Source organism: Citrobacter sp. Ce129, assembly GCF_030334545.1.
GTDB classification, from domain to species: domain Bacteria; phylum Pseudomonadota; class Gammaproteobacteria; order Enterobacterales; family Enterobacteriaceae; genus Citrobacter; species Citrobacter europaeus.
This window is the reverse complement of sequence record NZ_JAOWDS010000075.1, coordinates 157,256-170,030: the sequence shown is the minus strand read 5'-3', so window position 1 is coordinate 170,030 and position 12,775 is coordinate 157,256. Positions and strand designations below refer to the sequence as shown.

Genomic DNA, 12,775 nt, shown 5'->3' with positions numbered 1-12,775 from the left:
GGTGGAGCGGTAGTTCAGTTGGTTAGAATACCTGCCTGTCACGCAGGGGGTCGCGGGTTCGAGTCCCGTCCGTTCCGCCATTTATTAAGAGCCCTGAGCATTAGCTCAGGGCTTTTTCTTTGCCTGCATTTAATTATTGCTGAATCCGCAAAAATCCTCTGCATTTATCACTCTTTTTCTATAAAGAACTGATGGTCATAATCCTCTTAGTTAACGAACATAGTGATTAAAAAGAGGAATTCTATGACTATCCCTGCATTCGGTTTAGGTACTTTCCGCCTGAAAGACGACGTAGTTATCGCTTCCGTTAAAACGGCGCTAGAGCTGGGCTACCGTGCTGTCGACACTGCGCAAATCTATGATAATGAAGCGGCTGTTGGTCAGGCGATTGCTGAAAGCGGCGTACCGCGTAACGAGCTGTATATCACCACCAAGATCTGGATTGAAAATCTTAGCCAAGACAAATTGATCCCAAGCCTGAAAGAAAGCCTGAAGAAACTGCGTACAGATTATGTCGATCTGACGCTGATCCACTGGCCATCTCCGGGCGATGCGGTATCTGTTGAGGAGTTCATGCAGGCGCTGCTTGAAGCCAAACACCAGGGGTTGACTCGTGAAATTGGTATCTCAAACTTCACCATTCCGTTGATGGAAAAAGCCATTGCCGCAGTAGGCGCAGACAATATCGCGACCAACCAGATTGAGCTGTCTCCGTATCTGCAGAGCCGTAATGTGGTCGACTGGGCGAAGGCGCACGGTATCCACATCACCTCTTACATGACGCTGGCTTACGGTAAGGCACTGAAAGATGAAGTGATTGCGCGCATTGCCGCTAAACATAACGCAACCCCGGCGCAGGTTATTCTGGCATGGGCAATGGATGAAGGTTACTCCGTTATCCCTTCTTCTACCAGGCGTGAAAATCTGGCAAGCAACCTGCTGGCGCAGGACCTGCATCTGGATGCCGAAGATAAAAAAGCGATCGCGGTACTGGATTGCAACGATCGCCTGGTTAGCCCGGAAGGCCTCGCTCCTGCCTGGGATTAATTGCCCAATCCTTTGTACTCTTTAACCCTCTTTCACAGCTCCTTCGGGAGCTGTTCTTATATATTCACTTAAAAAATCTATAAATGCCCTAATACGTGTACTGACCGCACGATCGCTGTAGTAAACGGCGCTGAAAGGCATTTCTACTGGCAGACGCTTATCCGCCAGCAGTTCCACCAGTTCTCCCTGCGCGATCTCTTTATCAATCATATAATCTGAAAGACATGCGATACCGTTACCACTCAGACAAAGCTGTTTTAACGTTTCCCCACTGTTGGAAGAAATCCCACACTCGACCTCATGGAGCTGTCCGTCACTACAGGCAATCGGCCAGGTATTGAGTGAAACGGGTTCAGAAAATCCCAGACACAGATGCTGTTTTAACTGTTCGACGGTCTCTGGCTTGCCAAAACGGGCAATATAGTCCGGTGAAGCGATAATCTTACGATAGCTGGTAAATAACGGACGTGCACGCAGACTCGAGTCAGTCAGCGTACCTGCTCGTATCGCGACATCCACTTTTCGTTCAATAAGATTGATGAACGTTTCTGAGGAGACAAGAGACAATGTCATCTCGGGATACCGCTCACGGAACGGTTTGATCAACGGCATCAGGAAATGCAGCATTACCGGCGTTGCCGCATCAATACGCAGCAGACCGCGCGGGGTATTGCGTGACTCCATGATTTCTGTTTCTGCTGCTGCCATCTCTTGCAGTATCTGCTGCACACGCCTGAAGTAACGCTCTCCTTCTTCAGTGAGGCTCAGTTGTCGGGTCGTGCGATTAAGCAGACTTACGCCCAGCTTCATCTCCAGCTTTTTTACCGCCCGACTGACCGCGGAATTAGCCTGACCGAGCTGTTCTGCCGCCCGACTGAAGCTGCCGCTTTCCACAACGGCCACAAAAATCGCAAGTTCTTCTGAGGTTGCCTTCATTTTTGCACCTGACGCAAAATTATATTGAGATTTTGAATATTTTTGTTATTAAAGCATCCCGGCATACTGCGTGTCATCTGATTACTGATGTTACGGAGTTATTTATGCCTCTCGCTTTATTTGCACTAACAATAAGTGCCTTCGCTATAGGCACGACTGAGTTTGTGATTGTTGGCCTGGTGCCGACCATCGCTCAACAACTGGCGATCTCGTTACCTTCCGCCGGGATGCTGGTTTCAATCTATGCGCTGGGTGTGGCGATTGGTGCACCGGTACTGACCGCTCTGACTGGCAGCCTGCCACGTAAACAGTTGCTGGTTGCGCTGATGGTTCTGTTTACGGCGGGGAATTTGCTGGCATGGCAGGCACCCGGGTATATGACACTCATTGTCGCTCGTCTGCTGACTGGGCTGGCACACGGCGTATTCTTCTCGATTGGCTCTACTATCGCGACAAGTCTGGTGCCAAAAGAGAAAGCGGCTTCCGCCATCGCCATTATGTTCGGCGGCTTAACGGTGGCGCTGGTAACCGGCGTACCGCTTGGTACGTTTATCGGTCAGCACTTTGGCTGGCGTGAGACTTTCCTGGCAGTATCAATGTTAGGCGTGATTGCGCTGATTAGTAGCCAGCTACTGATCCCGGCTAACATTCCCGGTCGGGCTGCCGCCAGCATTCGCGACCAGGTGAAGGTGCTGACTCATCCTCGTCTGTTGCTGATTTACGCCGTTACGGCGCTGGGCTACGGCGGCGTGTTTACTGCATTTACCTTTCTGGCACCGATGATGCAGGATCTGGCCGGATTCTCCCCGGCAGCAGTAAGCTGGATCTTACTGGGTTACGGTGTATCAGTCGCTATCGGCAATATCTGGGGCGGTAAGTTGGCGGATAAGCATGGTGCGGTTCCGGCGTTGAAATTCATTTTCGCCGCGCTGTTTGTTCTATTGATGGTCTTTCAGGTGACAGCCTCCACGCAGTACGCCGCGCTGGCTACCATTCTGGTTATGGGGATCTTTGCCTTTGGTAACGTACCAGGGCTACAGGTCTACGTGGTACAGAAAGCGGAACAATTTACGCCTAATGCTGTTGATGTGGCCTCAGGGCTGAACATTGCGGCGTTTAACATCGGTATTGCACTGGGGTCAGTGATTGGCGGACAAACGGTCGAGCATTATGGTTTGGCGCAGACACCGTGGATTGGTGCACTCATTGTTCTGGTGGCTTTCCTGCTGATGGGGCTCAGTGGTCGTCTTGATAAGCCCACGCGCGTTGCTCTGGGGTAAATCACTGATGTAAGCGCCCACTTACAAAACAAACTGCAATTGTTCGTTGAAAGTGAGTGCTAAAATCCCTATAACAGAAGAACCAGTCCGGCTGCGGACTGGTTGACGTTACAGAGGTTTGAAAGTCTAAAGTGCGAAAAAACACCTATGCCATGCGTTATGTTGCCGGACAACCCGCCGAGCGGATTTTACCGCCGGGGTCGTTTGCGCATATTGGCCAGGCATTACCTGCAGGCGTACCGTTAAGCAGTGAAGATCGCATTCGCGTGCTGGTATGGAATATTTTTAAACAGCAGCGCGCAGAATGGCAGTCGGTGCTGAAGAATTTTGGCAAAGACGCGCATCTGGTGTTATTGCAGGAAGCACAAACCACGCCTGAACTGGTGCAGTTTGCGACCGCTAACTATCTTGCTGCCGACCAGGTTCCCGCCTTTGTGTTGCCTCAGCATCCCTCTGGCGTCATGACGCTCTCTGCTGCCCATCCTGTTTACTGTTGTCCATTGCGCGAGCGTGAACCTATTTTGCGGCTGGCGAAATCGGCTCTGGTAACGGTGTATCCGCTGCCTGACTCTCGGTTATTAATGGTGGTGAATATTCACGCGGTTAACTTTAGCCTTGGCGTTGATGTTTATAGTAAGCAGTTACTTCCCATTGGCGATCAGATTGCTCATCACAGCGGTCCGGTGATCATGGCCGGTGATTTTAATGCCTGGAGCCGCCGACGGATGAATGCGCTGTACCGCTTTGCGCGTGAAATGTCGCTGCGCCAGGTGCGCTTTACCGACGATCAGCGCCGCCGCGCGTTTGGTCGTCCTCTCGATTTTGTGTTCTATCGCGGTCTGAACGTGAGTGAAGCCTCTGTGCTGGTCACCCGCGCCTCCGACCACAACCCGCTACTCGTTGAATTCAGTCCCGGCAAACCTGAACAATAACGGTGTGTCAGGTCTGCCGTAGGGCAGGCCTGTGATGGTTGCCCTTCCTATTTCACAACAACCGAAGGACAACACAATGACAACACGCTCTCACCATGACAATGTCGAAAAACAGTTTGGCTCTCAGGCGAATGCCTACTTAACCAGTGCGGTGCACGCCTCTGGCCGTGACTTGCAACGTCTGGGGGAAAGGTTGTCGGCATTTCCGCGAGCCCACGTTTTGGATATGGGATGCGGAGCGGGGCATGCCAGCTTTGTGGCCGCGCAACACGTAAAGCAGGTGGTGGCGTATGATTTATCCTCGCAAATGCTTGAGGTGGTCGCTGAGGCGGCAAAAGGCAGAGGTCTGGATAATATCGCCACGCGGCAGGGATATGCTGAAAGTCTGCCATTTGAAGATAACGAATTTGACGTGGTGATTAGCCGTTATTCTGCGCATCACTGGCATGATGTCGGTCGCGCCCTGCGGGAAGTGAACCGCATTCTGAAGCCCGGCGGTGTGCTGATTGTGATGGATGTGATGTCGCCGGGCCATCCTGTGCTCGATATCTGGTTGCAAACTGTAGAAGCGTTACGCGATACCTCACACGTACGCAACTATTCCAGCGGAGAGTGGCTGTCGTTAATCAACGACGCTAACCTGATTGCCGATACTGTGTTAACCGATCGTCTGGCGCTGGAGTACAGTTCGTGGGTGGCGCGGATGCGCACGCCTGCAGCGTTGAGCGACGCGATTCGCGTATATCAACAAAGTGCTTCTGCACAAGTGAAAGCCTACTTTGCGTTACAGGAGGATGGCTCATTTACCAGCGACACGATAATGGTTGAGGCACATAAAGCGGGATAAATAAAAAAGGCACTGGGGGGAAACCAGTGCCTTCATTTCTACAATGCGATCAGGAGTCCGGCATGTCGTTGTTTTTCACAAACAACGTTAGCTGATCGCCAGGCTGTAGATTATTCGTATCGCTGTTCCAGCGCATCACATCCTTGATGTTAACCCCGTGGCGTTTGGCAATGCTCGAGAGCGAGTCGCCTTTACGCACACGATAGGTGATGCTATCGCTGTTGTTCGCCAGACGCTGTGCGCTGGTACCTGCGCCCACGGTCAGATTCTGGCCCACTTTCAGCGACGACCCGCGCAGATTATTCCACTGCTTAAGGTCATTGGTGCTCACGCCAAGACGTGAAGCGACGCCAGAAAGCGTATCGCCAGAGCGAACTTTGTAGCTACGGCTGTTCAGCGGCGTGCTATCCGCAACCAGCGTTGACTGCACGGCTGCAATTTCGCCTGAAGCCAGAGACTCACGCAGCTTCTCTGCATGTTTCTTTGGCACCATCACATATTGCGGGCCGCTGGCACCCAACGTGGAGCCTTTCACGCCGGCATTGAAGGTCTTCAGCTTGCTGACGGAAATCCCCGCCATATCCGCAACCTGAGCCATTTCAACCGGGCTACTCAGGCGAACACGCGCCAACGCGCGGCTTTCGTCTGTTGTTGGCAGACGCACGCCATAGCGTTTGCTGTTTTTGAGTATATCGCTCAATGCCAGCATTTTGGGCACGTATAGCTTCGTTTCCTGAGGCAATGGCAACGACCAGAAGTCAGTGGGTTTTCCACGGGCTTTGTTCGTTTTAATTGCCTTCATGACACGACCTTCACCGCTATTATAAGCAGCAACGGTCAGCAGCCAGTCGCCATCAAACATCTTGTTCAGACGCTGCATCATGTCCAGTGCGGCGGTGGTGGAAGCCACAACGTCGCGACGTGCATCATAATTGCGGGTCTGTTTTAAACCATAATTGCGCCCCGTGCTCGGAATGATCTGCCAAATACCTGCGGCATTGGCGCCAGACGTTGCGTGAGGATCAAAAGCGCTCTCCACTATGGGTAGTAGTACCAGTTCCATTGGCATGTTACGTTTCTTAACCTGCCCGGCTATCCAGTACATATACGGCTCTGCCCGTAAAGTTACATCGTGGAGATAGCTCTTATTGCGTAAATACTTCTGTTTCTGTTCGCGAATCCGGTTGTTTTCCGGAATTCCCATCTTTAGCTCGTCACCAATGAAAGCCCACAAATCTTGATCAGCAGCGATAGATGTTCCGTCGTCCATCCATCGCGCCTGACTTGTAAACTTTCCTGCTTCCCCTTGACCAGCTGCAGAAAGGCTCTGTGCGTGTTGTTGGACGTTACCAGTATTCTGGCACCCAACAAGCAGGACAGAGGCGAGTAATATCGCTTTTGCCTTCATGTGTGTGTCAATAGTTGCTTAAAAGACGACCGATCATAACGGCGAAGTTTTCAAAAGGCAACCCGGAATTGTCAGAACGTATCTTTCTTTGACCTTAACCAGGCAAAACGCTCTTCAGGTTGTTGCAATATTGTTTCTTTGTTGATTTCATCAATTAAATCAACATCTTCTGTTCTCAAAAAAAGATTAATTCGTCGCTCATTTTTCAGAATTACGGGTAGTGTCATTTGTTTTTTTACGCGTAACTCATTAACTTTACGATAATATTCATTTATGAACGAATCGTGCGGCAGAATGCTTAAAGCAAACTTCATATTTGCTAATGTGTATTCATGTGCGCAACAAATCAATGTGTCGTCAGGAAGTGAGTTTAGTTTTTTAAGTGATTGATACATTTGGGATGGTGTGCCTTCAAAAAGCCGGCCGCAGCCTCCAGAAAAGAGCGTGTCGCCACAAAACAGATAAGGCTGACTAAAGTAACAGATATGTCCTAAAGTGTGACCCGGAGTGGCAATTACCGTAAATTCATGCCCCAAAACGAGTGCAATATCGCCATCTTCGACTATATGCGTCGTTCCCTTATCTTGCGTTTCAGCCGGTCCGTATACCACTATGTGTGGGAAATGTTGCAGTAGCTCTTTTACGCCGCCCACGTGATCCTGATGATGGTGGGTCAGCAGAATGGCTTCGGGAACCCAGTTATGTTCTGCAATGGCTTTCAGCACGGGAGCTGCTTCACCCGGGTCCACAATCAGACAATGTTTGTCATTATTCGACAGGACCCAGATGTAATTGTCCTGAAATGCAGGAATACTGTTAAGATTCATAGATTACCTCTCAATGCGTAACGGAAGGTTGTGATGAAACCGGCAAGGATCCCTCAAACTGTCGTAGCGCCCGTTAGCTGGGGTGATTTACCCTGGGGCGAACACTATCGTCAGGCGCTGGAGCATCAGCTTAACCCGTGGTTTGCAAAAATGTACGGATTTCATCTGCTTAAGATTGGTAATTTAAGCGCAGAAATCGATTCTGAAGCGTGCGCGGTTTCTCATCAGGTAAATGTTTCTTTGCAAGGCTCTCCCATACAGGTAACGGCCGATCCTTTACATCTTCCCTTTGCCGATAAGTCCGTAGATGTCTGTTTGTTAGCGCATACGCTACCGTGGTGTTCCGATCCGCATCGCCTACTGCGTGAAGCCGATCGCGTGCTGATTGATGATGGTTGGTTGATTTTGAGCGGCTTTAACCCGTTAAGCCTGATGGGACTGCGTAAGCTGGTACCCATATTGCGCAAGACATCACCCTATAACAGCCGGATGTTTACCCTCATGCGCCAGTTGGACTGGCTCTCATTGCTGAACTTTGAAGTGCTGCATTACAGCCGTTTTCATGTCCTGCCCTGGAACAAGAAGGGTGGGAAAATGTTAAGCGCCCATATTCCTGCACTGGGCTGTTTGCAACTGGTGGTTGCGCGTAAGCGAACCATTCCGCTTACGCTCAATCCGATGAAACAAAATAAAAGCAAAGCGCCTATCCGCCAGGCCGTTGGCGCTACCCGGCAATACCGTAAACCGGACGCTTAAGCCTCAGCCTGATATCCAATATCATCCTGAGAGGGACGCATGGCTGCGGCGCGCGCAAGCTCATCGCAGCGTTCGTTTTCCGGATGGCCCGCATGGCCTTTAACCCATTCCCATTTGATTTGATGCGGCCCCAATGCGGCATCAAGACGTTTCCACAGATCGACGTTCTTCACCGGTTTTTTATCTGCTGTTTTCCAGCCGCGCTTCTTCCAGTTGTGGATCCACTGCGTTATGCCCTGGCGCACATACTGGCTGTCCGTGCTGAGTATCACTTCACACTGTTCTTTCAGCGCTTCCAGCGCAACGATTGCCGCCATCAGCTCCATGCGATTATTGGTGGTGAGGTTGTAGCCTTCGCTAAAGGTTTTTTCGCGCCCGCGATAACGTAAAATCGCCCCATAACCACCTGGCCCTGGATTTCCCAGGCAAGAACCATCGGTGAAAATTTCTACCTGTTTAAGCATCTCTGGTAGACTTCCTGTTTTAGCAAATCGAAATCAAACGATAAGTCTGACATAAATGACCGTTATGAGCACTGGAATTACACGACAGATCGTCCTCGATACCGAAACCACCGGTATGAACCAGATTGGCGCCCACTACGAAGGCCACAAGATCATTGAGATCGGTGCGGTTGAAGTGGTCAATCGCCGCCTGACCGGAAATAACTTCCACGTTTATCTGAAGCCGGATCGGCTGGTGGATCCGGAAGCGTTTGGCGTACACGGAATCGCAGACGAATTCCTGCTTGATAAACCTACGTTTGCCGATGTAGCCGATGAGTTTCTCGACTACATTCGCGGCGCGGAACTGGTCATCCATAACGCATCGTTCGATATCGGCTTTATGGATTACGAATTCGCTAAGCTCAGGCGGGATATTCCGAAGACGAACGAATTCTGCAAAATAACCGATAGCCTGGCGCTGGCGAGGAAAATGTTTCCTGGCAAGCGAAACAGCCTTGATGCGTTGTGCTCGCGCTATGAGATAGACAACAGTAAACGAACCCTGCACGGCGCATTGCTCGATGCCCAGATTCTGGCCGACGTTTATCTGATGATGACCGGTGGGCAGACCACGATGGCGTTTTCAATGGAAGGTGATAGCCAGCAGCAGAATGACACGGGGATCCAGCGCATTGTCAGACCGTCCAGCAAACTACGCGTTGTTTTTGCCACTGATGAAGAGTTAGCGGCTCATGAGTCACGTCTTGACCTGGTGCAGAAGAAAGGCGGAAGTTGCCTCTGGCGGGCATAGTTTGTACGTTTACCGTAGGAAAATGGCCATTCGGGCGATTTTTGCAGCAAACGATTAAAAACGTGAGAAAAAGCGTTGACGAGGTGCGAGGCAATCCGTAATATTCGCTTCGTTCCCAAGCGGAACACAACGCGGAGTGGTAGTTCAGTTGGTTAGAATACCTGCCTGTCACGCAGGGGGTCGCGGGTTCGAGTCCCGTCCATTCCGCCACTATTCAGAAAGCCTGAATCAGAAATGATTCAGGCTTTCGTCGTTTCAGTCCGCAAAAAAATTCCATTATCATGCCTTATATCGACCGCGCCTGTGCTTTCGGGCGGGCAACACATCAGGTCATCCTTAACCCGACGCATATCCAGAAGGCGATCAACCCGCGAAGTGATTCATCACGCAGGCGAAGCGGGGTGAAAAGTTATCGCCGATAAGAACCGTTTCCTCATTCAGGTGTTTTAGCATATACAGCTTGTCAGCACGTTCGTAAGCGTCGAAGAAAAGATAATCGATGGCATCCGTTGCTTCATCATCCGGGGATTTTTCGCGTCCGTCGGGGGTGAGCATAAAAACGCCGGCGGTATGGCCGAGCGGACGGGCATAGCGAAAGAATAGTTTACGGTTAACAGCAAACTCGCCGTCATCACTTTTGAGTTTCCCTTGTACTGACAATGAGAGGTGCCCGGAGTTGTAGCTGGTAATCAGCATTATTCCGTGGAGTTCCTTTTTGGTATTTTGGATGTCGAGTATCGACGTGAATTCCGAAGAACAGGAAAAACTGATTTCTTGTTTTTTCGCATTCCCGATAATAATAAAAAAAGCGATAGCCGCCAGCCCAAGAATGGCAATTACGACTGACCATAGTAAAGGAGAGTGATCGCTTTCCTGCTTCATATCATTCCTCATGGTGGCGATACTGGCTGATGCAATGGTAATAGCCGAGGTTTAGCCCGCATTCAGCGGCAAACGACCACTCAACCAGATTATGGTTGCTCGCCCAGGTATTAAGGTACAGATCTTTTGGGTGCGAACAGTCGGGGTTGATACCTACGGACTTGAAAATATCCAGCGCTTTTTTTTCGGTTATGGTGTCAGTGAGAGCGTTTCCTAATATATGTACACGGCATTGCTCGTAGTCAATTGTTCGCAGGATCGCCGCGTCCGTCATGGCAATTTCATTGGGTATCCATGTTAACCACGCTGTCGCTACTACGGCGATGCCGGTAATTAACGCTGTTATCGCGACAGGCCACCGGTTTCGTTTCTTTTTGCTGGGCGTCGATGCAACATGGGCAATTCTGGTAGGCGCTTGTGCTTCTTCCAGTAGCTGAATATTGATATTGGCGTCGCCCATCCGAAATCCCATACGCGGAATGGTGACGATGAGTTCTGCAGGATGGCCCGTAGACGTTATTGCTTTGCGCAGAAATGAAATGTGCTGGTTGAGATTCGCATCCGTCGCTCTGGCGCCATTATGCTGGAAAACATTCAGCAGAATTTCATCGCGTGAGGATATCTCTTTACCATTTTGCAACAGATAGAGCAGTAATTGTGTTGCCGCATTGTTCAATGTGGCCATTTCACCAGATGCCAGGTCTTTTAGGGTATTTTTATGTGGTCTGAAAACTAAGCCATCACCAATAATTACGGATTTAATTTTGTTTATTGGTATATGAGAAATCACTGATGTCTCCTTTAAAGCAGGATATCTCGCATTCGAGTGGGGGAAGCAATAGCATAACATAATTCATTTATAAAAAATGGTTGTACCATAGATCGCTTTATTAATATTTATATAACAATCCTTTAATATCTCTTATAGACACCGCCAATCTCCTTCCCCTCATTCACTATCTTATTGTCATTACTCGCTTTTGATATCCAATTTCATTTTTACAAAACTTTCATAAATACATTTTGCCCATTATTTGGCATAAATAAAAAAATATTTGATAGATAAAAACTCTATAAAAACTATTAATAATAGATATTAACACTGACTTTTGCGTATTTTATGGCGATTTTTTAGGTAAACGATCGGTCCTCAGACAGTGTTACAACACGATTCCCTGAGTTTGATTAATACCGGATTTTTGCATTGTGTCATTTTTTCGTCGACTTAATATAAGCCCCGAAACAGCGTAAACACCTGTGGACGGTATTTCGGATGGAATACCAATGAAGTTCAAAATACGGGGTGGCTTGAGATGGATTGTTTGCAAGGATATGCACTACCGCCGCCTGCAGATCAGGGTTTCCCTTGCATAAATTGTTTGCGGAAATAGATCGTCGGAATAACCAAAAAACAGATATAAGGTTAAGTAGTAATATGAAAATGAAAAACGTGGCTGTGGCCTGTGCGCTGATGGCGGGAATGACTTTTACTGCATCTTCTGCTTTCGCTGCAAAAAATGTTGAACCGACTAACGGTAAAATTCACTTCACTGGTTCTCTGGTTAATTCCGCGTGCGGTCTGGCCCCAGAATCCAGCCCGGTGCAGGTAAATTTTGGCGAAATCCCAACTTCTCAGTTAAAAGACAACCAACGTGCTGGCGTTAAGCATGCCAAAATCGTTCTGCAGGGCTGTGATACGACCGTTGCAAAAACGGCTACCGTGACCTATACCCCGGCAACAATTGATTCCGATAACAACGCGCTGGCTGCGTTCACCTCGGGTACTGCAAAGGGCGCGGGCATTGGTATGGTTGACAGTGGCAACCAGGACGTGGAATGGGGCAAAGCGGCCTCTCAGGTCAACATTACCGATGGCGAAACCGACATTGATTTCGTCGCTTACCTGCAGGCAAACAACGCATCTGCAGCGGTAACGCCGGGTGATTTCGAATCCACCGTTAATTTCCAGATCGACTACCAGTAACGATCTGCTGCGGGCGCAATTATGCGCCTGCTTAACCCTTCCTGCGAATAACTGAAAGGAAATGCGGTGATGCCTGGATGGCGTATTTTACTGCTTTTTATCTTCATATCGCCTGCATGGGTTTTGGCTGACACCCATCGTCTTGTCAGTACGCCCGGCAAAATGCGCATGCGGGGAAATATTATTGAGGCTGCCTGTTATGTCGATCCACGCGACCGGTCGCTACTGGTTGAATTTGATGACCTCTCTGCCAGAGATATTTCCGGAAAACCTGAAAAAGTATCTGCGCATGATTTCAGCATTCATTTGCTGGGATGTTCATTAGGGGATTCTCAACACCCCGGGAATCTGTTCCAGCGCGCCAATATTACCTTTTCCGGCGCAGCGGATAATGACAATCCTGATTATCTGAGCGTGCAATCGGAAACTGAAAATTTAGCAATAGAAATATATGACGGCAAAGGACAGCAAATTCATCTGGGCAAGCCATCACCGGACTATCTGCTTAACCCAGGAAAAAACACGCTCAACTTTACGGCTTATTTGATCTCGCGCGACGGAAGAATGACATCCGGCGAATTTACTGCGGTCACGCATTTTGTTGTGAATTATCTCTGAG

Annotated in this window: 14 protein-coding genes and 2 tRNA genes; 10 read left to right on the top strand and 6 right to left on the bottom strand. The window is 49.4% G+C overall.

Going from position 1 to position 12,775, the window contains the following annotated elements:
* The first annotated feature begins 3 nt into the window (after positions 1 to 3).
* Positions 4 to 80 (top strand) — tRNA-Asp (locus OGV77_RS24690).
* Between the two features lie 163 nt (positions 81 to 243).
* Positions 244 to 1,047, top strand: coding sequence for a 2,5-didehydrogluconate reductase DkgB (gene dkgB, locus OGV77_RS24685; protein WP_075145174.1), 804 nt, complete (start codon positions 244 to 246; stop codon positions 1,045 to 1,047).
* A gap of 21 nt (positions 1,048 to 1,068) precedes the next feature.
* Here dkgB and yafC read toward each other — a convergent pair whose 3' ends face one another.
* The gene (yafC, locus tag OGV77_RS24680; RefSeq protein ID WP_043015219.1) at positions 1,069 to 1,983 is read right to left on the bottom strand and encodes a DNA-binding transcriptional regulator YafC; all 915 of its coding nucleotides are present in this window, start codon (positions 1,981 to 1,983) and stop codon (positions 1,069 to 1,071) included.
* 104 nt (positions 1,984 to 2,087) lie between these two features.
* Here yafC and OGV77_RS24675 point away from each other — a divergent pair, with 104 nt between their 5' ends.
* The 3 genes from OGV77_RS24675 to OGV77_RS24665 all read left to right on the top strand — a co-directional run bounded on the left by OGV77_RS24675 (position 2,088) and on the right by OGV77_RS24665 (position 5,042).
* Positions 2,088 to 3,263 (top strand): MFS transporter, encoded by a 1,176-nt coding sequence (locus OGV77_RS24675; RefSeq protein ID WP_043017844.1) that lies wholly within the window; start codon positions 2,088 to 2,090, stop codon positions 3,261 to 3,263.
* A gap of 131 nt (positions 3,264 to 3,394) precedes the next feature.
* Entirely contained in the window at positions 3,395 to 4,195 is an 801-nt protein-coding gene (locus OGV77_RS24670) for an endonuclease/exonuclease/phosphatase family protein (RefSeq protein ID WP_008783770.1), read from the top strand.
* A 76-nt stretch (positions 4,196 to 4,271) separates the two neighbouring features.
* Entirely contained in the window at positions 4,272 to 5,042 is a 771-nt protein-coding gene (locus OGV77_RS24665) for a class I SAM-dependent methyltransferase (RefSeq protein ID WP_087051696.1), read from the top strand.
* Between the two features lie 49 nt (positions 5,043 to 5,091).
* Here the strand turns inward: OGV77_RS24665 and mltD are convergent, their stop codons facing one another.
* Entirely contained in the window at positions 5,092 to 6,450 is a 1,359-nt protein-coding gene (mltD, locus tag OGV77_RS24660; protein ID WP_075145171.1) for a murein transglycosylase D, read from the bottom strand.
* Between the two features lie 71 nt (positions 6,451 to 6,521).
* Positions 6,522 to 7,277 (bottom strand): hydroxyacylglutathione hydrolase, encoded by a 756-nt coding sequence (gene gloB, locus OGV77_RS24655; RefSeq protein ID WP_043015222.1) that lies wholly within the window; start codon positions 7,275 to 7,277, stop codon positions 6,522 to 6,524.
* Between the two features lie 33 nt (positions 7,278 to 7,310).
* Here gloB and OGV77_RS24650 point away from each other — a divergent pair, with 33 nt between their 5' ends.
* Positions 7,311 to 8,033 carry a class I SAM-dependent methyltransferase gene (locus tag OGV77_RS24650; RefSeq protein ID WP_043015223.1) on the top strand — a complete coding sequence of 241 codons (723 nt, stop codon included), beginning with the start codon at positions 7,311 to 7,313 and terminating at the stop codon, positions 8,031 to 8,033.
* Here the strand turns inward: OGV77_RS24650 and rnhA are convergent.
* The gene (rnhA, locus tag OGV77_RS24645; protein ID WP_043015224.1) at positions 8,030 to 8,497 is read right to left on the bottom strand and encodes a ribonuclease HI; all 468 of its coding nucleotides are present in this window, start codon (positions 8,495 to 8,497) and stop codon (positions 8,030 to 8,032) included. The genes OGV77_RS24650 and rnhA overlap by 4 nt on opposite strands.
* A 64-nt stretch (positions 8,498 to 8,561) precedes the next feature.
* Here rnhA and dnaQ point away from each other — a divergent pair, with 64 nt between their 5' ends.
* Both dnaQ and OGV77_RS24635 read left to right on the top strand, forming a co-directional pair.
* Positions 8,562 to 9,290, top strand: a complete 729-nt coding sequence (gene dnaQ / locus OGV77_RS24640; protein WP_087051711.1) for a DNA polymerase III subunit epsilon — start codon at positions 8,562 to 8,564, stop codon at positions 9,288 to 9,290.
* Positions 9,291 to 9,423: 133 nt separating this feature from the next.
* A tRNA-Asp gene (locus OGV77_RS24635) sits at positions 9,424 to 9,500 on the top strand.
* Positions 9,501 to 9,653: 153 nt separating this feature from the next.
* Here the strand turns inward: OGV77_RS24635 and OGV77_RS24630 are convergent.
* Together OGV77_RS24630 and OGV77_RS24625 are read right to left on the bottom strand one after the other, a co-directional pair.
* The gene (locus OGV77_RS24630) at positions 9,654 to 10,172 is read right to left on the bottom strand and encodes a FidL-like protein (RefSeq protein ID WP_043015226.1); all 519 of its coding nucleotides are present in this window, start codon (positions 10,170 to 10,172) and stop codon (positions 9,654 to 9,656) included.
* 1 nt (position 10,173) lies between these two features.
* A complete protein-coding gene (locus OGV77_RS24625) occupies positions 10,174 to 10,857 on the bottom strand; it encodes a winged helix-turn-helix domain-containing protein (protein WP_223306669.1) in 684 nt (227 codons plus the stop codon).
* A 750-nt stretch (positions 10,858 to 11,607) separates the two neighbouring features.
* Between OGV77_RS24625 and OGV77_RS24620 the strand changes: the two genes are divergently transcribed.
* Both OGV77_RS24620 and OGV77_RS24615 read left to right on the top strand, forming a co-directional pair.
* Positions 11,608 to 12,156, top strand: a complete 549-nt coding sequence (locus OGV77_RS24620) for a fimbrial protein (protein WP_006685982.1) — start codon at positions 11,608 to 11,610, stop codon at positions 12,154 to 12,156.
* A 69-nt stretch (positions 12,157 to 12,225) separates the two neighbouring features.
* Positions 12,226 to 12,774: a fimbrial protein gene (locus tag OGV77_RS24615; RefSeq protein ID WP_043015228.1), complete on the top strand. Its 549-nt coding sequence runs from the start codon at positions 12,226 to 12,228 to the stop codon at positions 12,772 to 12,774.
* Position 12,775 lies beyond the last annotated feature (1 nt).